Raw genomic sequence first — 22,337 nt, forward strand, 5'->3', positions numbered from 1 at the left:
AGCTGTCGTAGAAGAAGTCTCTTATCTTTTTTATTAACTCATTGTTTGAGAGGGTCAGATTTCGCATACCTTGTATCGTTATAGAAAGATGCCTGAACATTTGCAGACGGCAAACCAGGTTGTTCCCGCATCTCTTAAATGCCGGCACTTGTGCCGTTCAGTGGCAAAATGAATAAGCTCAAACACTGAGGGAGTATTTACATTGACCAGAGATGTTATATGCCTGTTCTTAAATAATTATGGTTATCTTCAGACTTTCCTGCCGCTCAAACATAGGCCCGCTGAGGCAAATAATAAGTATCTTTGTCTACGCCCATTCAAAACTGCATGATTAATTCTCCGATCATCCCAATCAGCAATGACAGCTTGCTCGAGGTTCTTTCCCTGACAAAAAATGCCGTCGCCGTTTATAACAGCGAAGACCTCCATATACGTTTTGCAAGCGAATCAATGCTTGCCATGTGGGGAAAGGACCGCGGCGTGATCGGACAAACGCTGGAAGAGGCAGTTCCGGATTTGTCAGGGCAGTCATTTGGAGGCCTGCTCAGGGAAGTGTGGCGTAGCGGCGAGCCATACATTGCCCAGAATATACCTGCAAATCTCACCATAGCGGGAAAACTGCAGACATTTTTCTTTGATGTCGAATGCCTGGCAATAGGTAATAGCAGGGACGGGACAGAATGTATATTGCATACTTCAACTGATGTAACAGCCAGGTATGCCGCTTCGCAGGAAGGGGCGGATCACGAAAAGGTTATTGCCGATAGCAATGAAGAGCTGCAACAACTCATCGAAGAGCTGACGGCAAGCAATGAAGAGATCCTTGCCGGGCAGGAAAGCCTCAGTACCGCCTATGAAGCACTTGTTATTGCAGAGGAGAAGTCAAAAGTTCTCCTCGAGACAGCTCCTGTTGCCATTGGGGTAATCAATATGAATGATCTAACGGTCGAGCTGGCGAATAAGAGACTTCAGGAGTTATGGAATCAGCCAGATTCGCCGTTAACAGGTAAAAGCCTCCGTTCCATTCTTCCGGATGGATATTACAATGAGCTAAAGACTATTCTGGCCACCGTACAAGCCAGCAGGACAAGCGTTTTTGGCAGCGACATTGAGGTGCTTCAGCGCGGTGCGCAAATGGGTGGTCACTTCTTCAATTTCGTTTACCAACCCGTAAAAGACAGTTCAGGAAATGTGCACAGCGTCATTATCATAGCGAATGACGTGACTCAGCAGCGGAACGAAAAGATAGATGCAGATGCCGCCTTACTTCAGTCTTTGCTTGCCAGACAGGCAGCAGACCTCGGCATGTTTGACCTGGATGTGGTGAATGATCTGCTGACCTGGGACCGCCGCTGCAGACAGTTATTTGGCATAGAAGGGGATAAGCCTGTTTCTTACAGCCGGGACTTTATCAATGGCCTGCATCCCGAAGACCGTGATCGTGTTATTGCTGCGGTTAACAGGGCCTATCGGAAAAGCGAGAGTAACGGGCTGTATGACATTGAATACCGGACCCTAAGCGCCGACGGCCAGACCATGCATTGGATAAAGGCAGTGGGACAGGTGCATTTCAATGCAGAAGAGGAGCCTGTGCGCTTCATCGGAATGGTCATGGATATCACGGAAACCGTAGCGGCGCGGGAAAATTTGCAGACACTCAACCATACGCTTATTGATCGTAATGAAGCTTTCCGGCTCAGCCTTGATCAGCTACAAACGGCAAACGCAGCGTTGAAGACCTCCAATGCAAATGTCAACAGCCTTAATGAGCTCCTCGTTGAATCAGAAACGCATTTCCGGCGCCTGGTCGAACAGGCACCTGTAGCGATCATGGTACTTCGCGGCGAAGATCTTCTTATTGAAATAGCCAATGGTCCGATGCTGGCCATTCTGCACCGGGACGACTCCATAGTAGGCCGCCCGATTCTGGAAGGTATGCCTGAGCTACGCGGCGAACCTGCTGTCGAACTTTTATTCGAGGTGTTCCGTACCGGAAAGGAATCAAATGGCAGCGAAGTGCCTGTGCGGATGCTGACAAACGGTGAATCGAAAACACGCTATTTTAACTTCAGTTACCGTGCGCTCCTTGACGGTGGTAAGATTATCGGCGTCATGGATATAGCGGTGGAGGTGACCGACCAGGTTGAGGCCCGCATAAAGATCGAATCAATACTCGAAGATAAGGTCGTTTTGGAAAAATCGCTCCGTGCCAACGAACAAAGGCTTCAGGGGATACTGGATACCATGGCGGAAGGTGTTGGCATAACGGATGCCTCGGGAAAGATGATTTATGCCAACGCGATGGCACAGAAAATTCTCGGTATTCCCGAAAGCGAGATCCGTCAGCGAACATTTGACGATGAGCGCTGGCAAAACCTACGATTGGACGGGTCCCCTTTACCGCCGGATGAACACCCGATGGCCATGATGATGAAAACAGGTGTGCCCATCTATGACCAGGAAATTGCCATACAACCTTCGGTCGGTGAGCGGATTTATATTTCTATAAACGCGGCTCCCCTGTTTGATGATGATGGCAGATTAAGTGGTGGCATTGGTACCTTTATGGACGTTACCAAACGCCGCAAAATTATGATGGTCAAAGATGATTTCATAAGCATAGCGAGCCACGAGTTAAAGACACCCGTCACTTCCCTGAAAGCTTCTTTGCAGCTGCTTACCAGTATGCATCATCGGGGAAAGCCGGAGACAGTTGAAAAATTAATCGCACAGTCTAATAAAAGCCTGAACAGGCTGACCAATATGATCGATCAGTTGTTGAACGCCAACCGCATTAACCAGGGGCAATTGCAGATCTATAAAGAACCATTTACGGTTTCAGAACTTATTGACGAATGTTGTGATCATTTAAGACTGCAGGGTGGATACGAAATCGTAACAGAAGGAACAACAGATTTTACCATCCTTGCCGACGAGCATCAGTTAAACCAGGTTTTGGTTAATCTGATTAACAATGCGCAGAAGTACGCACCTGAATCCAGGAGAATCGTGGTGCGTGTTGACAAGATCAATGACATGGTGAAAATCAGCGTGACTGATTTTGGCCCCGGCATTCCAGCAGACAGGGTGCCTCATTTGTTTGACCGGTACTACCGTGCCGACCATGGTGGCTCGAAATTTTCGGGACTCGGACTTGGGCTGTATATCTGCGCTGAAATCATCCGCAAACATAACGGTGAAATTGGGGTCGAAACTGAACCCGGCAAGGGAAGTACCTTCTGGTTTGCGATCCCTGCTGAGGGATAACTGTTGCAGCCGAAAAATTGAACTGAGCGCCGGGCACGCGGGAAAAACCGCTGATTGCCTTATTCCAAGGATAAAACCACATTAAAATGTGATTGCCCTACCCGGCAAAGGCATCTACTTTTGCAGAAAAAAAATCATGTTAACGAAATTTAACGCCAGCCGCATGTTCACGCTGCTTGGCATGGCTCTCTCCATCAGCTCGTACGATAAAGACCCGGTAGGAATCCCACCGGCCGATAATGCCGGGCCTGGTGCACCTGACAGCCCTCGCAGACCGTCAATGCCCCGTAAATCGAGAACCTACGTACCTGCATTCATGGAAATAACAACTGCCTATACAGAACCCTTGCCGGATCTAACGCCAGTCGGGTTCCCCCTTTAACTCTTTTTGCAGATAAAGCCGAAGAGATTTCCTGGTTTTCCGCAAAACCTCAAGGTAAATACAGTTCGATGAGCACATTTAGAGGTAAACTCCCCGTCATTTTTTTATCGCCCTCTTTGTCGCGACTGCCTGTAAGAGAACCATACGTGCAAACGAAGATGGTCAAAGCCCATCCCGGTTTTCTTACGGTGCGCACAAAGTAAACCGGAATATCCGGAGTACACTGGTACTCGAAGCCTCCCGCTGTTACCTCATGCTTAAACAAGGCAACCAGCCCGAAGGCGCTCCTGCTGTAGAGATCACAATCCGCAACTTTCATGGTGCGGGCCAATACGATTTCCGGGACGCGGAGGTTATTGTGAACGCCGGCCAGGGCAGCGACAAATCTTACTGGAAAAACCTCGGGTCGTATGCCGGCCGGGGGCAATCTTTCGGTACGATCAAAGTAAAGCGCTGCGATGACCGGTTTGTTGCTGAAATCTCCGGAACACTGAATCACATCGGTCACGACCAGCAGCGCCCGCCTGAACAGACTAACTTTATCGCTGCAACCGATCAATTTATCGAAAGGCAGGACAGACCCAATCTGACCGCGTTTGTCCCCATTCTGCAACTGCTTATAAAAATCCTGAAATGATGTCAATTCGTGTTCGGCGGCTCAGCTACGGTGCGTTATTGAAAACTGCGGTATTGGTGCTGCCGCTTTTTTTTGGCGGCTGCGCGAAGAAAGTTTTTGAAGACCTGCTTCCTGATACGCTCCATCACGTTCCAGCAGATGCGCTTTTTAAAGGGCTTCAGCCGGACCGCTCGTGTAACCCGTTTTACGTAAAGATTTCAGCAGGAAAGCAAAAGGATGATTGTTATCTGCTTCTTGCACGCAACCGGCGTCATGAGCAGATTTTGTTCTTAAGCCGGAACGGACAGCTCGAAAAGCGCAGCCTTACTCAGCTTGGATTTGGCGGCCGGGAAAGAATAGCGTATGTGAAAGAAACAAGCCGCTTTCCGGCTGGTGCAGGTATACCGCAGGGCGGTGGCGGCGCAGTCATTGTGAGCAGCCTCGGCCATGTGCGCTGGGTGTACTACGGCCGGGGCTGGCAGATCGTCTCACCTGACTAAGATATGAGCGAATTTCTGCAGGGTGTCCGGGTTCGGTTTGCTGTTGTGAGCTTAAACATGCATTTTTAACTTATCTTTCTAAAATATGCTCCGTTTCCTGCGCGCTGTTTTGTGTCAAATTGTGGCAATTGCCCTTGCCGGTTGTTCCGTCTTCGGACAGGAAATAGCATTCACCAGAGTTTCTGATGGCTTATCCAGTAACCTTGTAAACTGTATTGCGCAATCGCGCGATGGTTATATCTGGGTAGGTACGGCAAACGGACTTCAGCGGTACGATGGTTACCGGTTCAAAAAACTGTTTAAAAGTACACGGCGAAATCAGCTTCCCGTTCTGCCTGTAGACCAAATATTTGCGTTGCGCGATCCGTCCATGCTGCTGTTGCGCATGGGCCGGAAAATCGGCCTTCTGGACACGCGTACTTTTGCATTCAGGGAAACAAAGATTCGCGCCGATGTTCCCGAACTGGATAAATACCTGATCAAAATTGCTGAATCCGGAAAGAACTTTTACCTTATTATTCAGGGAAAGCAGCTGCTTATTTACGATTCCAAACTTAATGTCTTTGATAAAAACAAAGCGGTGTTGGATTACCCTTCTGACTGGCATCCGACCTCCGTTACCGAAGACGGGTCCGGGCGTGTATGGATAGGAGGCCAACGCGGAATAGGCTATTTTGATCGCCTGAACGGATCGTTTAAATATGGAGCTGCAAACAAAGAAGATCCGGTTCTGGCCGCAATGAAGTCCATCAGGGATGTCACTCATTTCACCATTGACAGCCGGGGGCGATTTTTTATCTGCCGCTGGCCAAAAGACGATGGCTACTCACTACATATATTGAACCCGCAGGCAGGCAGGCTATCGAGGGTGCATGATGATGCGCACAAGGGATTCAATTATCACGAGTTGTCAAACTTCAAGGAAGACAAGGGCTTTATCTGGGGCTTTGGTCTGAATATTTTCAACTATTTTGATGAGGAAACGCAGCAATTCGCATCTTTTTTTAACCCGGAGAGTACAGAACACGGCATCAAAGCTGGCCAGGTTTACCAGTTATTTCACGACCGGGATAAAAACCTCTGGGTATGCACCGATAACGGACTTTACCTGATGTCTGTAATAGGAAATCACCTGCGAAACGGTGAGATGTCTGCTCAATTTGGCGGCGCACCTATTACCGGCATCCTATCGCTTTCGCCAGAACGGCTGTTGCTCAGCTCCTGGGGAAGTGGTCTTGCAGCTTTAACATATGATAAAACCATCCGGATCAGAATCGATGATGAGTTGCCGCAAGAGATATTCAAGAAAGCACCGAACGATCCCTTTTACAAGTTTGTATGGGCCTGCGAGCGGGAGCAGGCCCAACGGGCAATCTGGATGGCCTGCCAGGCCGGGCGGTTGATCAGGTATGATGTACGCCGGCAGCGCTCTGCATTTCTTAAACCGGGTGTATTCGGAGAAAAAACCATCACAACCATAGCCCGCGACCGGGAAGGAAACATGTGGTTCGGTACCCAGCATGGTCTGCTTGTTAAGAAGAACGAAACCGGCTTTAGCGTAACCGCTGATTTGAAAAGCGGTATCTCAAAGATTTTCGCTTCGACTGATGGTTCCATCTGGGCTGGCACTGCGGGGAACGGGCTGTTCCAGCTGGAAGCAGGCTCAGGCAAAATCAGAAAACATCTGCTGAACAGTCCGTCAAAGCAGGTTTTGAGTACCAACCGGATCCAGGATCTGGCCATGATCAACGACTCTTTACTGGCCATTGCCTGTTCTTCGGGACTTGACATTCTGAACCTCGCAAGCCTTAAAGTGTCAAGGTTAGATGTTCAGAATGGTTTGCCGCATGGCATCGTCACATCGCTGGTGGCAGACAGGCAGGGTATGCTTTGGCTTGCTACCACCGGCGGTATCTATCGTTATCATCACCAGACACGCGAGTTCAGAAATTTTGATAAGACATCGGGAATACCGGGAAATTCAGCTTCAGCACTGATGAACAAGTCAGTTATTCTTGACGATGGCCGGATCGCATTCAGCGGAAAGACCAGGTTTGTCATCTTCGATCCGCGTAAGCTTTCTGATGACGTTCCACCCAGAAAACTGACCATCACTGATTTTCGGCTTTCGGACCGGTATATTCCAATGGATTCAATTGCCGGTCTTGATGCGCTGCGCCTGCGACATGACCAGAATAATTTCAGTATCTATTTTGCGCCGCTTACCTATGGGCTGGGCGGGCAGCTTAGGTATTTTTATAAACTTGAAGGGGCAGGAGAGGAGTGGATCAGGGCAGAACAGGGCATGACTGCGAGCTTTGCCTACCTTAGTCCGGGCAAATACCGGTTCATGGCGCGGTCGCAAAACCTGGCCGGCAGGTACTCAGATACTGTATCGCTCGACATCGTTATCCGGCCGCCCTTTTATCAGTCCTGGTGGTTTATAAGCCTTGGTGTGCTCAGCGTCGCTGTGCTTGCTTACCTGGCCTACCGCGCTAAGCTTAAACGCCTGCTGGCAGTACAGCGCCTGAGGGAAAAAGTGGCAAGAGACCTGCATGATGATGTCGGTTCAACGTTAACGGCCATCAATATTCTTAGTTCTGTTGCGCTTTTTAAAGCGGATGATCCTGTTACTACCAGAGAGTATCTTGACAAGATCGGCAAAAACAGTGCACAGATGATGGAGTCGATGGACGATATTGTATGGAGCATTAAACCTGACAACGACCAGCTTGGCAAAATTACGGCCAGGATGCGGGAGTATACATCGACTGTGCTCGAACCGAAATTTATCAGTTATAGTTTTAAAGCAGATGATCAGCTCAGTGCGGTCAGGCTGCCGATGGACCGTGCACGGCACCTCTATCTGATTTACAAAGAGGCAATTAACAACACGGCAAAATATGCGCAGGCAGCTGCGGTTGCGATCACATTAAACTGCGTTGACGGGAAAATAGTTCTTCGGGTGGCCGATAACGGCCTTGGCTTTGATTTGTCCACTTCGCATGATGGCAATGGTTTGCGCAATATGCAGCAACGGGCCGAATTTCTCAACGGAGTGCTGGAGATCTCATCAGCGCCGGGAAAAGGAACAACCATAACGTTAACCGTCCCGTTGTAAATCGCACCAATATGTGGTTGCATGGGCAGATTTATATTGTCAACTTCAACTTATGAAAAGAATACTTATCTATGAGGATAATGCTCAGCTGCGCGAAGTGCTCTCCATCCTTATCTCCGCGACGCCCGGCTTCGAGGTGGTCGGGGCTAAGGCAGATTGCAGAAATATTCTGGCAGAAACAAGGACCTTTGATCCCGAGCTTATCTTAATGGATATAGATATGCCGGGTTTAAGCGGGATCGATGGCTTAAAGATGCTGCGGGCGAACGGGATAACCGTAAAAGTGGTCATGCTTACCGTCTTTGAAGACAACCGGAATATTTTCGAAGCCATCCGGTCGGGCGCTAATGGATATATATTGAAAAAATCATCGCCCGTAAAAATCATTGCGGCGATCGAAGATGCGCTTGATGGAGGTGCGCCAATGACCTCTTCCATTGCCACACAGGTATTGCAGATGTTTGCCGAGCGGCATCGGGAAAAGCGGGAAACGCCCGAATTTAATCTTTCTGCACGGGAGCAGGACGTACTTAACCTCCTGGTTAAAGGCTTCAGCTACAAACTGATTGCTGAGGAACTTTTTATCTCGATGGATACAGTCAGATCGCACATCAAAAAGATCTACGAAAAACTGCAGGTCAATTCGAAAAGTGAGGCCGTTATCAAAACACTGAAATACCGGGATCAGATCTGACCCGTAGCCACAGCCGAATATTGCGGCAAAACCACACGAACATGCGATTGTAGTCCCTTTTCTTTCCGGTTACTTTTGCCCCAAAAAAAAACATGGTTCAAAACGCTCACAGATCTTTTACAAAGTATCCCGGCGGGCTAACACGTGCCTCGCTGGAAAAGCAATTAAGGGTTTCTTGCCAGCCATAGTACATGCTGCCGAAAATCCGCTCTGCTGACGCTGTCAGTCAGTATGGATGAAAGCTGCCACTGCAGACCGATCAGACTTGCGCAGGTTGATCGGAAAAAATAAACTCTACACACAAATAAAACCCTTATAAATAACAAAAAGAACACATGAAAAGATTGATCGGCTACCTGTTTGCACTGATTGCAGTGCTGGGATGTAAGAAAGATAATTCGCCCGCCGGACCGGATTCGCAGCCTGAAAAAAAATCAAAGTTGAAATCTACCAGAACCCTGAATCACAATAAACATTTCATTCAGGAAGAGTTCTTTTACAATGCCGAAGGTTTGCTGCAAAAGGAGGTTAACACCGATGAAAGTGGCGCCGGCGGCGGACCAATCATCCAGGAATATTTTTATAAGAATGGATTACCCGATTACTCGCTGGTGACTATAAATAATAAAACTTCATCACGGATGGACTATCATCACACTGACGGCTTTTTAACCAGTGTAGACTATGCTCAGCGCAATGAAGAGCAGGCAATGGAATATGCTTACACGCATGAATATGATTACCTTGTAGGTAAACTCTTGAAAATGGGTTATGCAAAGCAGTCGACGGTGTACCGTTACACACTGGTGGCTTACCGCGGTAAAAACTTTGCCGAAATCCGGGATTATTCGGGCGAGGGAAAGGTCCTTAACAGCACGAAATTTGAGTATGATAACAATCCCAACCCATATTTCGGTAATCCCGGGCGGCTTTACCAGCCTGAAGGATTTAACGCAAACAATATCGTTAAGGTTACTTTTACAGATTTTGCCCAGGCCGCAAATAACTATGAACAGGTTTATGCCTACGATTATAATCCGCAGGGTATGCCTGTTAACAGATATATTGTTTACAATGGAACAAAAACACTCAGCCAGGTTTACAGCTACTATCCATAATGGTAGATAGCTGTTAGTAGTTCGTTTTTAGACAGTATTTAGGTATTCGTACTTCGTATTTAGACGTGGCGCATTTCCTGGATATTTGAGGCCTTGATAGTATTTAGGCGTTCGTAATTTGTATTTAGACGTGGTGCAAAACCCCGCAGCCGGTCGGGGCGTATTGAGGGGGTACGCGCTGTGGTCCTTTATCCTGGTTCTTTTTTCTTTAATCTTTAGGGGCTGACTTTAAACTTTCCACTTTCCACTTTTAACTCAAAGCGGTCTTTCCTCATTTTTCCCTTGTCTTTGGTCTCGTTGAGAGGCTCTGCCCAGTGTGTTTCAGAACAAAAATGGACCATAAACCAAAACACCATGGTCTATGGCCCATCCCAGACGAGCGCTACCTTACCGCGGTGGCCTCAAGCTCGATGCTTAAAGTGGCAAACAGCGCTTTTACTTCCAGCAATGTTGCGGCCTGTTCGATGCCATGCTTTTTGATGAACGGTACATAGACATCCATACAGGTTGAGAAAAACTCCTGAACGGATGTCGTAAAAACGTTTAGCCTGACAATGTTTTTGCATTCATAACCGGCTTCGCTGATAAGTTGCTCGAGGTTTGCAATAGTCTGAATGAGTTGGGAACGCATATCGGCAGCGCTTGGAATGCCGGCAGCGTCTATTGCAACCTGTCCGGAACAGTAAAGGGTCCCGCTTACATTTGTGACCTCTACAGCCTGTACAGAATTTGTGTTCTTACCCCATGCCCAGGGATCGGTAATTTTCTTTTCCATGATTAATTTGCTTTTATGATCAGCAAAAATGCATGGGTCTCGCGACAGCATATTGTCAGGGGTATACCGGTCTAATGATATTTATCAAAAAATTCCTGCAGACTGAAATTGTGCTGCTCAAATTTCTCAGCAAGCAATTCAAGGTTTGTGATTCTGTCGAGACGAAAATAGCGGAAGTCGCCCCGCATGCGGCACCATGCAACGAGCAGCCAATTTTCATTGGTGCTGATCACGGCAAAGGGCTCGATTGTTCTTTCTGTAACGAGATCCTGCTCATTCTTGTAGCCGATTTTCACAGCAATCAGATTGGTTAATGCATGCTGCAACTGAGAGATATTACTGCTGGTCCGCTCCCTGCCGATGTTTTGCTGGAAACGCGTCCGGTCGGCAAGCAGATTTGCTTTGTCCTTTTCGGGCTGTCTTAAAACTGCTTTGATCTTGTCGATGGCTTCGGTATAATCCCGGATAAACGAAGAATCTTTGTTTTTCAGCACCAGCTGTTCGGCCAGTATGAGTGCGTTCGCCTGGCTTTCGGTAAACATGACCGGCGGAATTTTATAGCCTTCCATGAGTGAATACCCGCGGCCTTCTTCAAGAAGCACAGGCACGCCCGCCTGTTCAAGTGCCCGGACGTCGCGGTAAATGGTGCGCACACTCACCTGGAATTTTTCTGCAAGATACGGTGCCGTGACCAGCCGCCTGGTTTGCAGCTGCGTAAGAATCGCAGTAAGACGTGAAAGACGTTTGATGTCCGGTGTTGGCATGGATCAGGGTCAAATTTAAGCGTACACGGTTAAGCTCCAAACATAGAAAAAAGATGTAACGAATGAGAATCAGGAGCGCAGGGACGAAAGAAAAAATACCAGGACGAAGGGCCTTTTTTTAACTTGAAAGTTGAAAGAAAAAGTTGAAAGTGCGGTCGAGCGACCAGTCACGGATAACACGTCTCGTTTTTTTGATTTTTGGGATCGTTCTTGCGGGCATTCACCGCGGGCGCAAGACTTTGCATGCTTTACTTCAGTAAGGACGATAATTCTTTAAAATTTCCCGGTAACAATGGCTATGCACAACATTATTTAACATTTGTAAAATTTGCCACGGACAGGTCTCCCTAACTTGCGGACAACTTATTTTTACAGATATGAACTGGATACTTTTAATAATTGGCGGCCTGTTCGAGGTAGGGTTTACGTTCTGCCTTGGCAAAGCCAAAGACGCTGATGGAACAACCGCCTATGCCTGGTATGCTGCCTTTGGTGTCTGTCTCGTAATGAGTATGTACATGCTCATGAAAGCCACCCAGACGCTGCCGCTGGGTACCGCGTACGCCGTATGGACGGGGATAGGCGCGGTTGGCACTGTGCTCGTCGGGATTATCGTGTTTAAGGAACCGGCAACCTTTCTGCGCCTTTTATTTATTGTTACACTGATCGGATCTATCATTGGGCTTAAAGCCGTTTCGTCGCATTAACTTACATCAGACTTTTTAGGCCGGAGGGTCTGTTTTGCAATTCTTAAAGCTTGTTTAAACGGCCGGGCAATTAAGTATTGCCCGGCTGTTTCTTTTATGGAAGCTCGCCGCCGCCGTGAGCACTGAAAATTGAGCCTGTTGTATAACTGCCGTCATTGTCGGCAAGCTGAACAAAGATTGAAGCCAGCTCCGCCGGCTGGCCGGGTCGGCCCAACGCAGTTTGTTTGCCAAAAGCCACAAGCATTTCCTGCGGTACGCCGCCACTGGCCTGAAGCGGTGTCCAGATTGGTCCTGGCGATACGCCGTTTACGCGGATCCCTTTTTCTGCGAGCTGCAGACTAAGGCTGCGTACAAAGTTTGTCGTCGCTGCCTTTGTTTGCGCATAATCGTACAATTCAGCCGAAGGCGTGGTAGCCTGCACAGATGTTGTAGCGATAATGCTTGACCCTTCTTTCAGGTGCGGAACTGCAGCCTTGATGATCCAGAAAGGTGCATAAATATTTGTTTTAATGGTCCAGTCGAAATCTTCATCAGATATTTCGGTGATCGACTTGGTCGCCTGCTGCCTTGCAGCGTTACTAACGAGGATATCAAGTCCGCCGAGTTCCTTTACCGCAGTTTCGACCAGGTCGCGACAAAAATCAGCTGAGCGGAGGTCGCCCGGAATGGCGATTCCCTTCACACCGGCCGCCTGGATATGACTGATTACCTCATCTGCATCGGCCTGCTCTTCCGGCAAGTAATTGATTATAACATCGGCACCTTCACGGGCATAGGCAATGGCTGCTGCACGGCCAATACCTGAGTCGCCCCCGGTAATTAACGCTTTCCGGCCTTTCAGGCGGCCGCTGCCCTTGTAAGACTCTTCGCCATGGTCTGGTATAGGCTGCATATCTTTCGCCAGGCCCGGCCATTCCTGTTTCTGCGTCTTAAATGGCGGACGCGGGTATTTGTCTAATGGATTTTTCATAGGTGTTATCAGCTAAATGAATAAGGGGCCATGTACTTATGGCTCCTGTCACTTAACAGATGAATCATCTGAGAGTTCTGGTTTTTTGAAATTGGAATTAAAGGCCTCTTTGCCCGATCCCGATAGAGCCGGATGCCAGCAGGACTTGTAAATTAAAAAGGGTATGTCAAATGGAGATGTGCAAAACTGCTGAGGGTAAATTTTGTTTAAAAGGTAAATCTTTCCAGCTGATGCAACATCAAAAAACGCTCATCTGCCGTCAGTTCTGGCTGATCGCCTTCTTTATTCTGTCAGTAGCTTCAGTGCACGCCCAACAGGCCGCAAGACAACCGCTTGTCAACGTGCAAAATGAAGCGGCCATTCAAAATATCAGACGGACCTATCAGCAGATTAACGCGCTCAACCTGACGGCGGAACGGTTTAAATATGAAAGTTCTGGCTGTGTCCAAGACGGCGTGGTTACCTATTTTTTCAGTGGAAAAAAGATATTAAAAATTGTAGAGTCTGGCTCCATCGGCGACGGAAGCTGGGTGCATGAATTTTATTATGATGCCGGTAAACTTATTTTTTGTCTTGAAAGCCTTGTTGGCGGACCGGCAAACGGGCCGGTGACCAAAACACAATACCGGGTATACCTGAAACAGGGTTCCGTTATTCGCGCTTTGCACGATAGCAACAAAATTTCTGCAACAGACAGCAAGGCGACCGAACTCATGCAGGCCGGGACCAGAATTTATGCTGCTTACACAACCAAAGATTTTGTCTCAGCTTTATGTAACTAGCTTTTCCGTGCGGTCTTGTTGAAAATCAGGTTCGCGGTCGGCCATCTGTAAGTTACGGATGTGATCTGATGCCTGCATCAATTTATTTTGCACCGGCACCATCACCCACCGGCTGAAGCAGTGACGCATATACGCTGCCCATGGCCATTTCCTTTTCAAAAAGGCCTTCAACAACAATGTTCATGATGCCCAGAATGGCAGCATTCGGCCCCAGGTTAGATAACATCACGCTTGATGTCTGGCTGATCTGTGTCATACTGTATGTATGAATCGCCTGGGTGATCGGTATGGTGATGTAATGTTGCGCATCGGCCATTTTTCCGCCCAGAATAATAACAGCGGGGTTAAACAGCTGAATCAGCGTCGCAATGCCCTTACCAAGGTTATGCCCAATATCGCTCAGCAGGTTGATGGCGAACTGATCGCCGTTATTGGCAGCCTGGATAATCAGAGCGGGCTGGATTTTTTCAGGATCACCATCGCACAGTTCGTTAAGCAGACTATCCTGTCCGGCCTCAATGCCCTGCCTGGCAAATTTAGTCAGTGCTATTCCCGAAGCTACAGTTTCCAGGCAGCCACGCTTGCCGCAGTAACATAATGTCCCGTTCTCTGCAAAGGGAATGTGACCGATCTCACCAGAAAAGCCGTGACTGCCCTTTCGCATTTTGCCATCCATCACAATTCCAAGCCCGATTCCCCAATCCATCAACACCACCAGCGCATCATTCACACCACGGGCCAGACCATAGTTGAGTTCTGCTGTTGCTGAGCACTTGACATCATTCTGGATAAAAACGGGCCGCCCGAACCGGCCTTCCAGATAACTTTGAAGGCTTAGCTCATTGCCTGTTGCAAGATAAGTCTGGTTGTTTCCTGTTTGCCAGTTAATCAGACCTGGCATAGAAAAGCCGACACCCAGCACCTTTTTATTGTCGATTCCGGTTTTTCGAAGCAATTCAAACCCCAGATCGTACAGTTGTTCGATTGCTGAAAGATCTTTGCTTATTGCAACATCAGCCAGTTCAATTGCAGAAACGGTTCCGTTATTATCTATTACAGCAATTTGGGTCACAAATAATTCAAGATTGAAGCACATTACGTAAAATGACCCATCTATCAGAGCGAATAACTCCGGGCGGCGCCCCCCGATCGAAGTTCCTTTCCCTTTCCGTTCGAGCAGGCCTTCTGCCAGCAGCTCATTGATCAGCACCTGGCAGGTAGGCATACTGATGTTGAGCGCAAGCGTGAGTTCAGAAAGAGCCGCAGGTCCGTTCCTGAAAATAAATTGCGCGAGCCTGAGTTTCTGCAGCTGCTTTTTTCGGTCGGCAGCATTTATAGCCCTGCCGGCATCTGACTTTTTATCTGGTGTAGTGCGTGTGTCCTGCATAATTAAGGGGATGAAAATTCATGTCTGGATGGTAACTTTCATAAAATATTAACAAAAGTGCTATAAGTTATTTGAAATAATGTGGAATTAACATTAGCTTAATCGAATAATTACAACTTGCGGCGTTTAATACAGTCGCAGTAGAGGGCCGCGAATTAACAAACGAACACGATAAAAGTAATACACAATCTCTCAAACTTCATTTTTAGCACATGAAAAAAGTTTTACACGAGTGTTTCTCTAAGAGGAACGTGAAGGTGTGGTTCCTGGGGCTTCTGCTTATAGGCATCAACCTGACAAATGCCTGGGCACAAAATACGGTCACCGTTACGGGTACCGTTCGTGATCAGCAAAACAGTGAACCGCTGCCGGGGGTGATCGTTTCGGCCGACAAATCACGCAGAGAGATTGCCACCGGTGCCGATGGCAAATTCAGTATCCAGGCTCAGCCAAATGAGACGCTGACATTCCGGTCGCTGGGATACAATAACCAGACGGTAACGATCGGCACTAACCTGGTGTTTAACATCAGCCTGGTTGCTTCTGAAACAAACCTCAATGATGTGGTGGTAGTTGGTTACGGTACGCAGAAAAAAGCGAACCTTACCGGTGCGGTAAGCCAGGTAGCGGGTTCTGAATTGAGCCGCCGTCCGGTTACCTCAGTTGGTTCTGCGCTGCAGGGGCAAATGGCCGGTGTTACGGTAAACGTTCAGCGCGGTCTGCCGGGCAACAATGGCGGGGTAATCCGCGTGCGCGGGGTAGGGACCCTGAACGATGCCAATCCGCTGCTGGTTATAGACGGCATTCCATCAGGCGATATCAATATTCTAAACCCTGAAGACATCGAAAATATCTCTGTATTGAAAGATGCTGCAGCTTCTTCAATATATGGTGTACGCGGCGCCAACGGTGTAATCCTGATTACAACCAAAAAGGGCAAATCGACTGCGCCGGCGCTGGCCTACAACAACTATTTCGGTTTTCAAAAGCCTACCGCGCTTCCAAAATACCTCGGCTCGCCGCAGTATATGGAACTGCTTAACGAGGCACGGGTCAACGCAGGTCTGAACCCGACTTATACGCCCGCCCAGATTGAGGTAGCGCGAAACGGGTCTGATCCGAACTTTTTTGCCAATACCGACTGGATCAGCGAGATTTATAAAGACAACGCGCCACAGCAAAACCATAACTTCAACCTGTCTGGCGGAGCCGATAAAACAAACTATTACCTTTCTTACGGTTACCTGAAGGAAGGTGGTTTCATAACGGGCGATGTGTATGGAGCCAAGCGTCATACTGTACGTGCCCGCGTGTCAACAACGGTTTTTGACCGTTTAAATATTGACGCAACGATTGGTTACATTGACCGTGCGTATTCAGAATCCAATGAATCGACCAACTCAACTGGCGGCCCGCTGTCGGTTGCCCAATACATTTCGCCACTTGTACCAGTGCGTTTTACAAACGGCAGCTGGGGTTATGGCGGTGGTGCACGGAATCCGCTTGCGGTTGTAACAGATGGCGGCTACAACGATTTCAGCTCGCAGGAGATTACGGCTAACTTACAGGCTACTCTCAATATTACAAACAGTTTCAGACTGCGTTCGCAATATGGCCTGGTTCGAAGCAATTCGCTGCGCGAGATCTTTACAAAGACAATCGATTACGTGAGCCCGGTAACCAACCAGGTGATCTATCAGACAAATTTCCCGAACCGTCTTTCGAATGCTGACTATACCAGCCGTTATCAGATGGTTAATGCTATTGCCGAGTATGAAAAGACTTTTGCGCAGAAACATTACCTGAAAGCCTTTGTGGCCGCACAGCGTGAAGAAACGATTGCAAAAGATTTTGATGCCTACCGGACTTATTTTCCGACACAGGATGTGGCAAGTTTACCCCTGGGAAGTGCTGATAATCAGTTCAACGGTGCATCTGCCGGCCAAAACGCATTACAGTCATTATTTGGCCGGGTAAATTATTCCTTTAGTCAGCGTTACCTGCTTGAGGCAAACTTCAGGCATGACGGATCGTCGAGGTTTGCCAGTAATGTTCGCTGGAACACCTTTTTGTCGGGATCTGCGGGCTGGCTTTTTTCAGAAGAAAAATTCTTCGCTCCGCTTAAAAACATCATTGATGTTGGTAAGATCCGGGTTTCTTATGGCGATCAGGGCAACGACCGCGTAGGCAGCGATTTTGCGTACCTGCGTACACTTGGCTCTGTAGGCTCGATGCCGATCGGAAATACCATCACCTCAGGATATCGCGAAACAGGCATTCCGAACGCCCTTCTTACCTGGGAATCCGTTACGAAACAAAACATTGGCCTTGATCTGAGCATGCTGAACGGGCACCTTGGCCTGACTGCCGATTATTACATCAATAACACAAATAATATCCTGCTTAGTGTGCCGCTGCCCGATGTTCTGGGTACAGGTTACCCGCGCCAGAATGCCGGCAAGGTGCAAAATAAAGGGTGGGAACTTTCATTGACTTATCAGAATAAGATCAATGACTTTAGTTACAACCTTTCTGCAAACCTGTCTGATGTGCGAAACAAAGTTGTAAGCCTTGGCGACGTACCGCCGACTTATGGCGACCAGGTACGTTTTGTCGGTGAACCGATTGATGCCTTTTATGGTTTTGTCGCCGAGCGACTTGCCCAGGAGTCTGATTTCACAATTAATCCAAATAACCCCGAAGCTACCCGTTATACACCAAACTTCCCATATGATTCCAGTTTTCCGATGCGCCCGGGAGATTTGATTTACCGGGACCTGAATGGAGATGGCAAAATTACTGCTGATGCAGACAGGCAAGTGATCGGCAGTCCGATTCCACGCTACACCTATGGTTTTAACAGCTCTTTTGCTTACAAGGGCTTCGATCTTGCCATCTTTCTGCAGGGCGTCGGTAAGGCCGATGGTTACGTGACAGGTGCTGCACGGTATGCATTTATCAATGATGGTTCAAGTCCGCAGGAATTTCATCTTGACCGCTGGACGCCCACCAATCCCAATGCAAGTTACCCAAGATTGGCTTATGGTTATTCGTACAACCAGCGCCTTTCTACCATGTGGCTTGAAGACGCTTCCTATTTCCGCGTGAAAAATATTCAGCTCGGTTACACCGTTCCAAACAGGCTGATTGAAAAATGGCGGGTAAGCCGCCTGCGGGTTTACGCATCGGCAGATAACCTGTTCACAGCAACGAACTTTTTCTACGGTTACGATCCTGAAACGCCGGTCACCGCGGGTGGATTTTACCCGGTTCCAAAAACAATTGTATTTGGTCTGAACCTGAGCTTCAAATAATAAACAGCAAGATAAACGACATTTCAAAATGAAAAAATATACCTATATCTGTTTGGCCTTTCTGCTTGCATCGGCATCATGTAAGAAAGATTTTCTGGACCGTACACCATTAAGCGCGATATCTGATGAGACGTTCTGGACAACGCAGGAACAGCTTCAACTTGGTCTGAACGGCCTTTATGCAAACGTTAAAGCATCAAATACGGTTGCGATGGATCAATTGGGCGATAACAGCATCAATTCAACAACGACCGATAATTACAGGATATTAAGCAGCGGGAATTTCAATGTGGAACTGGGAACAGTGAATACAGAATGGGGTTCGCAATTTGCGGGCATCCGTCAGTGTAATGTGTTTCTGGCCAACTATCAAAGAGCTACATCCGTGCCCGAACAGGTTAAAAACCAGATGGCCGGTGAAGCCAAAACCATTCGTGCCTACATGTACATGCACCTGGTATCGTTCTTTGGCGATGTGCCGCTTGTTACACGGCCGCTGAATATCGACGAACTTTATGAACCGCGCAACCCGAGGAAAGAGGTTGTCGACTTCATTCTGCAGGAGCTGCAGGAGGCGGCAGACCTGATGCAGCCTGCTATTCAAACCGGTGCAGCACTAGGCAGACTGAGCAAGGGTGCTGCATTGGGCCTGCGCGCGCGCATGGCACTTTATGATGGCCGCTGGGCTGAAGCTGAGAAATCTGCTAAAGCGGTGATGGATTTGGGTGTGTACTCGCTTTATTCTACCGGTAAACCAAATGAAGATTACTACAACTTGTTCACGTATGCAGGTAAACTTTCAGCCGGCGCCAATAAGGAAACGATCATGGCCAGGACGCATCTTCTGGATGTGAGCATGCACAACATCAGCCGTGAATCGCAGGTGCCCGATCAGAGTTCACGCTATAACCCGACAAAGTCGCTGGTCGATTCTTACCTGTGTACAGACGGGCTGCCTATCGAGCGCTCGCCGCTTTACAGTGAGGCTACGTACGCCAGTCTATGGCAGAACCGCGATCCGCGGATGCGCATGACTATCCTGGCTCCAAACTCGCCATGGGGAGGTCGTCGTGACGGCAATGCAGCCAACACAAATCCAAATATTTATACGGCACCGAAATTTCTGATGGACCGCCAGGGATCGGTAACAATTACCGGCTACTATTTCAATAAATATGTGCAGATAAGCGCTGTGGGCCAGGTATCGCGCGATGAAAATGATATACATATTTTACGCCTGGCAGAAATGCTCTTAACCTATGCTGAAGCAAAACTGGAGCAGGGCACACTTACACAGGCCGATATTGATCTGACAATCAATAAACTTCGCGACCGTGTGGGCATGAAACGTATGGTATTAAGCGAACTTACAGCGAACGGACTTGACATTCGTACCGAGATACGCCGTGAGCGCCGTGTTGAGCTTGCACGCGAAGGACAGCGCTGGTTTGACCTGATGCGCTGGAAACAGGGTGCATTGTTAGGCGCCGATGTTAAGGGAGTGAAAAAATCGCTTGCGCCGGCTGCGCAGGTGAGTAACATCAATGCCGATGCAAATGGTTATATCATTGTGCAAACCGGCAGGCAGTTTGTAGATCCGAAACACTACCTGTGGCCTGTACCACTTATCCAGCTGCAACGTAATCCTAAGCTTGGGCAGAACCCCGGATGGTAATTATTGAGGTAATAAATGCAATGAGAAAATACAGTCTTTTTTTAATGATCGGGTGCATGCTGCTAACTGCGGCATGTTCCACCCGAAGGTCTGCGCCCGGTAGCGGCGTACAGCTCAAAGTGATGTCTTACAATATTCATCATGCAAATCCGCCGTCAAAGCCAGATCAGATTGATCTGAAAGCGATTGCGGCTGTTATTGCAGCAGAAAATCCGGATGTGGTGGCCCTGCAGGAAGTCGATGTACATACAAACCGGAGCGGGAAGATTGACCAGGCGGCAGAGCTTGCAAAAATGCTGAAGATGGAGGTCTTTTTTGCCCGCGCAATTGACTATGATGAGGGACAGTATGGTGTGGCTATTCTTTCAAGGCTGCCCATGAAAAATAACGAGGTTACGCGGCTTACAACGCGCGAAGGGACCAAAGGCGAGCCGCGCATACTGGCAACGACAGTGCTCCGGCTGCCCGGCGGCCGGCAGGTAAGGTTCGGCAGCACACATCTGGATGCACAGCGCGACGAAACGAACCGCCTCTTGCAAGCCAAAGAACTTGCTGATGCGGGCAGTGCGGAAAAACTGCCGTTCATACTGGCTGGCGACTGGAATGCCAGGCCCGGGAGTGAACCTGTCAGGATTATTGACCAGGTATTCACCCGGACCTGTTCGGACTGTGACTTGACTGTGCCGGCTGTAAACCCGCGAAGTACCATCGACTTTATTGCATACACAAAGAGTTCGCCCTGGGAAGTCGTTTCGCATAAAGTGATTCCTGAACGGTATGCTTCAGACCACCTCCCGGTTGTATCCGTACTTAGACTCCCGGCGAAATAACGACTGCAGCGAATCACGTTCTACAGTTACAAAAGATCCGGCCCCTGCCGGATCTTTTTTTTGAAACCTACGGTGCCGCCCGAAGATCGCTGTGCAGCGGATGGGGACGGGCGGACAGGTTAAACAGCCTTCAAGGCCGTTGCAGTTCTCCCGGCAACAGCCTGAAAATACCACACCGCCACCGCACTCTTATCAATTTCACCTGATCAGATTTCTGTTTGCCTGCCTGATATGCCGTTCGTTATGCATCACTATAAATTGCAGGGTATCGCCGAGTTTCATCCTGATGAGCGGGCTTATCGATGTAGAAACGCGCGTTGTATCCAGATTTTTTTCTTTTGCCTGCTGCAGGTAGCTAAGCAGCTCGCTTTGCCAGGCAATAAACTGGTCAAGGATCTGTCCGGCCGGTAAGTTTACCGGCGGCACGTGTTTTTTCATAGCTGAATAACGTGCCTTATTTACATCGGGATCCATCATATTGATAAAATAGTTGCCCAGCCATCCTCTGGTAAAAGTAGCAGATATAGGGGGTTGTGCCTTGCGAAGTGCCCTTTCTGTACGCGGCAGGTAATGTGCTGAGTACGAGTTCAGGTGCGAAAGGCACTGGGCTATGCTCCAGCCGCCCACTGCTGAGGGCTTGTTCAGTAATTCTGCACTTAAGTAACGGTAGACGGTTTCTGCCTGTTTCAGGTGCTGCGCGGTCTGGCGTTCCAAATTCTCCAGCAGCTGTCCGGTATCGAATGTTTTCATTTTCCTGTTTTCGGCGCAAATTGCTTTTAAACAAAGGTATAAATGTTGGTATTTGCCAGCATTTCAGAATACTTTCCGGTTCATCAGTTTGCTGAAATTAGTCGGATCAATACCAAGATAGTTTGCGAGATATTTGTGCGGTACATGCTGCAGAATCTGCGGACTTCTGGAAAGTAATGCCCGGAACTTTTCTTCAGAGCTGAACGACTGCAATTCTGCAAGTCTATGCAGCAGACCGCTTAGTGCTGCGGTAAGCGAGACCTGGATAAAGGCTGAAATACCGGGGTTCGTTTGGGCCAGCATCTCGATATCGGTATAACGCGCGCGGATGATGGTCGAAGCAGAGAGGGTTTCATACGTATAGCGTGAGGGATTCTTATCCAGCATGGCATCCAGCACACCGCCGAACGAACCCGGGAAGGTGAATACCAGCGTAGCTTCATGGCCATCGGCATCGCTGTAAAACACACGCTGCGCGCCTTCAAGCACAAAATACAGATAACGTTCGGGCGCCCCGACAGGGGTAATCACAGTCTTTCGTTTCGCGGTATACGGTTCCCATATTGCCGACCATAACTGCCATTCAGCCTCTGGTAATCTGACAACCGGATCCATTGTTTCCCTGAGTTTCCTGAGCGCAGCTTGCATACACAAAACAACATATTCCGTTCCTTTCACGCAAGCG

The 22,337-nt window shown here is 48.5% G+C and carries 18 protein-coding genes; 12 read left to right on the forward strand and 6 right to left on the reverse strand.

From position 1 onward, the window contains the following. Positions 1 to 327 precede the first annotated feature (327 nt). From EJV45_RS06385 to EJV45_RS06415, 7 genes are all read left to right on the forward strand, one after another. Positions 328 to 3,267, forward strand: a complete 2,940-nt coding sequence (locus EJV45_RS06385) for a PAS domain-containing protein (protein WP_129714836.1) — start codon at positions 328 to 330, stop codon at positions 3,265 to 3,267. Between the two features lie 136 nt (positions 3,268 to 3,403). Continuing rightward, on the forward strand, positions 3,404 to 3,649 hold the full coding sequence (locus EJV45_RS06390; protein ID WP_129714837.1) for a hypothetical protein: 246 nt from the start codon (positions 3,404 to 3,406) through the stop codon (positions 3,647 to 3,649). 253 nt (positions 3,650 to 3,902) lie between these two features. Continuing rightward, the gene (locus tag EJV45_RS06395) at positions 3,903 to 4,286 is read left to right on the forward strand and encodes a hypothetical protein (RefSeq protein WP_129714838.1); all 384 of its coding nucleotides are present in this window, start codon (positions 3,903 to 3,905) and stop codon (positions 4,284 to 4,286) included. Further along, positions 4,283 to 4,765: a hypothetical protein gene (locus EJV45_RS06400; protein WP_129714839.1), complete on the forward strand. Its 483-nt coding sequence runs from the start codon at positions 4,283 to 4,285 to the stop codon at positions 4,763 to 4,765. The genes EJV45_RS06395 and EJV45_RS06400 overlap by 4 nt, the downstream gene beginning before the upstream one ends. Positions 4,766 to 4,850: 85 nt before the next feature. Continuing rightward, entirely contained in the window at positions 4,851 to 7,886 is a 3,036-nt protein-coding gene (locus EJV45_RS06405) for a two-component regulator propeller domain-containing protein (RefSeq protein WP_129714840.1), read from the forward strand. A gap of 52 nt (positions 7,887 to 7,938) precedes the next feature. After that, complete coding sequence (locus tag EJV45_RS06410; RefSeq protein WP_129714841.1) at positions 7,939 to 8,580, forward strand: response regulator transcription factor; 642 nt, start codon at positions 7,939 to 7,941, stop codon at positions 8,578 to 8,580. 335 nt (positions 8,581 to 8,915) lie between these two features. Beyond that, positions 8,916 to 9,698, forward strand: coding sequence for a hypothetical protein (locus tag EJV45_RS06415; protein WP_129714842.1), 783 nt, complete (start codon positions 8,916 to 8,918; stop codon positions 9,696 to 9,698). 382 nt (positions 9,699 to 10,080) lie between these two features. Here EJV45_RS06415 and EJV45_RS06420 read toward each other — a convergent pair whose 3' ends face one another. Continuing rightward, positions 10,081 to 10,473: a RidA family protein gene (locus EJV45_RS06420; RefSeq protein ID WP_129714843.1), complete on the reverse strand. Its 393-nt coding sequence runs from the start codon at positions 10,471 to 10,473 to the stop codon at positions 10,081 to 10,083. A 71-nt stretch (positions 10,474 to 10,544) separates the two neighbouring features. Beyond that, positions 10,545 to 11,237, reverse strand: coding sequence for a YafY family protein (locus tag EJV45_RS06425; RefSeq protein ID WP_129714844.1), 693 nt, complete (start codon positions 11,235 to 11,237; stop codon positions 10,545 to 10,547). Between the two features lie 377 nt (positions 11,238 to 11,614). On the opposite strand from EJV45_RS06425, the gene EJV45_RS06430 reads away from it, so the two are divergent. Then, positions 11,615 to 11,944, forward strand: a complete 330-nt coding sequence (locus tag EJV45_RS06430; RefSeq protein WP_129714845.1) for a multidrug efflux SMR transporter — start codon at positions 11,615 to 11,617, stop codon at positions 11,942 to 11,944. A gap of 94 nt (positions 11,945 to 12,038) precedes the next feature. On the opposite strand, the gene EJV45_RS06435 is transcribed toward EJV45_RS06430, so the two are convergent. Beyond that, entirely contained in the window at positions 12,039 to 12,914 is an 876-nt protein-coding gene (locus EJV45_RS06435) for an SDR family oxidoreductase (RefSeq protein ID WP_129714846.1), read from the reverse strand. A gap of 230 nt (positions 12,915 to 13,144) precedes the next feature. Here EJV45_RS06435 and EJV45_RS06440 point away from each other — a divergent pair, with 230 nt between their 5' ends. Beyond that, positions 13,145 to 13,696 (forward strand): hypothetical protein, encoded by a 552-nt coding sequence (locus EJV45_RS06440; RefSeq protein WP_129714847.1) that lies wholly within the window; start codon positions 13,145 to 13,147, stop codon positions 13,694 to 13,696. 82 nt (positions 13,697 to 13,778) lie between these two features. Here the strand turns inward: EJV45_RS06440 and EJV45_RS06445 are convergent, their stop codons facing one another. Further along, a complete protein-coding gene (locus EJV45_RS06445; protein WP_129714848.1) occupies positions 13,779 to 15,083 on the reverse strand; it encodes an ROK family protein in 1,305 nt (434 codons plus the stop codon). Between the two features lie 212 nt (positions 15,084 to 15,295). On the opposite strand from EJV45_RS06445, the gene EJV45_RS06450 reads away from it, so the two are divergent. From EJV45_RS06450 to EJV45_RS06460, 3 genes are read left to right on the forward strand one after another with little or no spacing between them, the layout of a single operon-like run. Further along, positions 15,296 to 18,397: a TonB-dependent receptor gene (locus EJV45_RS06450; RefSeq protein ID WP_129714849.1), complete on the forward strand. Its 3,102-nt coding sequence runs from the start codon at positions 15,296 to 15,298 to the stop codon at positions 18,395 to 18,397. 28 nt (positions 18,398 to 18,425) lie between these two features. Next, positions 18,426 to 20,072, forward strand: a complete 1,647-nt coding sequence (locus EJV45_RS06455) for a RagB/SusD family nutrient uptake outer membrane protein (protein WP_129714850.1) — start codon at positions 18,426 to 18,428, stop codon at positions 20,070 to 20,072. A gap of 20 nt (positions 20,073 to 20,092) precedes the next feature. After that, positions 20,093 to 20,902: an endonuclease/exonuclease/phosphatase family protein gene (locus EJV45_RS06460; RefSeq protein WP_165305004.1), complete on the forward strand. Its 810-nt coding sequence runs from the start codon at positions 20,093 to 20,095 to the stop codon at positions 20,900 to 20,902. A gap of 198 nt (positions 20,903 to 21,100) precedes the next feature. Here EJV45_RS06460 and EJV45_RS06465 read toward each other — a convergent pair whose 3' ends face one another. Both EJV45_RS06465 and EJV45_RS06470 read right to left on the reverse strand, forming a co-directional pair. Continuing rightward, on the reverse strand, positions 21,101 to 21,652 hold the full coding sequence (locus tag EJV45_RS06465; protein WP_129714852.1) for a DinB family protein: 552 nt from the start codon (positions 21,650 to 21,652) through the stop codon (positions 21,101 to 21,103). Positions 21,653 to 21,715: 63 nt separating this feature from the next. After that, positions 21,716 to 22,330 (reverse strand): Crp/Fnr family transcriptional regulator, encoded by a 615-nt coding sequence (locus tag EJV45_RS06470; RefSeq protein WP_240755216.1) that lies wholly within the window; start codon positions 22,328 to 22,330, stop codon positions 21,716 to 21,718. Positions 22,331 to 22,337 lie beyond the last annotated feature (7 nt).

The sequence above is a fragment of the Pedobacter sp. SYP-B3415 genome, assembly GCF_004138205.1.
Lineage (GTDB): Bacteria > Bacteroidota > Bacteroidia > Sphingobacteriales > Sphingobacteriaceae > Pedobacter.

Bases quoted from the DNA above. Each gene is read 5' to 3' on its own strand.
- EJV45_RS06385 (WP_129714836.1), top strand. From the start codon at position 328: ATGATTAATTCTCCGATCATCCCAATCAGCAATGACAGCTTGCTCGAG.
- EJV45_RS06390 (WP_129714837.1), top strand. From the start codon at position 3,404: ATGTTAACGAAATTTAACGCCAGCCGCATGTTCACGCTGCTTGGCATG.
- EJV45_RS06395 (WP_129714838.1), top strand. From the start codon at position 3,903: ATGCTTAAACAAGGCAACCAGCCCGAAGGCGCTCCTGCTGTAGAGATC.
- EJV45_RS06400 (WP_129714839.1), top strand. From the start codon at position 4,283: ATGATGTCAATTCGTGTTCGGCGGCTCAGCTACGGTGCGTTATTGAAA.
- EJV45_RS06405 (WP_129714840.1), top strand. From the start codon at position 4,851: ATGCTCCGTTTCCTGCGCGCTGTTTTGTGTCAAATTGTGGCAATTGCC.
- EJV45_RS06410 (WP_129714841.1), top strand. From the start codon at position 7,939: ATGAAAAGAATACTTATCTATGAGGATAATGCTCAGCTGCGCGAAGTG.
- EJV45_RS06415 (WP_129714842.1), top strand. From the start codon at position 8,916: ATGAAAAGATTGATCGGCTACCTGTTTGCACTGATTGCAGTGCTGGGA.
- EJV45_RS06420 (WP_129714843.1), bottom strand. From the start codon at position 10,473: ATGGAAAAGAAAATTACCGATCCCTGGGCATGGGGTAAGAACACAAAT.
- EJV45_RS06425 (WP_129714844.1), bottom strand. From the start codon at position 11,237: ATGCCAACACCGGACATCAAACGTCTTTCACGTCTTACTGCGATTCTT.
- EJV45_RS06430 (WP_129714845.1), top strand. From the start codon at position 11,615: ATGAACTGGATACTTTTAATAATTGGCGGCCTGTTCGAGGTAGGGTTT.
- EJV45_RS06435 (WP_129714846.1), bottom strand. From the start codon at position 12,914: ATGAAAAATCCATTAGACAAATACCCGCGTCCGCCATTTAAGACGCAG.
- EJV45_RS06440 (WP_129714847.1), top strand. From the start codon at position 13,145: ATGCAACATCAAAAAACGCTCATCTGCCGTCAGTTCTGGCTGATCGCC.
- EJV45_RS06445 (WP_129714848.1), bottom strand. From the start codon at position 15,083: ATGCAGGACACACGCACTACACCAGATAAAAAGTCAGATGCCGGCAGG.
- EJV45_RS06450 (WP_129714849.1), top strand. From the start codon at position 15,296: ATGAAAAAAGTTTTACACGAGTGTTTCTCTAAGAGGAACGTGAAGGTG.
- EJV45_RS06455 (WP_129714850.1), top strand. From the start codon at position 18,426: ATGAAAAAATATACCTATATCTGTTTGGCCTTTCTGCTTGCATCGGCA.
- EJV45_RS06460 (WP_165305004.1), top strand. From the start codon at position 20,093: ATGAGAAAATACAGTCTTTTTTTAATGATCGGGTGCATGCTGCTAACT.
- EJV45_RS06465 (WP_129714852.1), bottom strand. From the start codon at position 21,652: ATGAAAACATTCGATACCGGACAGCTGCTGGAGAATTTGGAACGCCAG.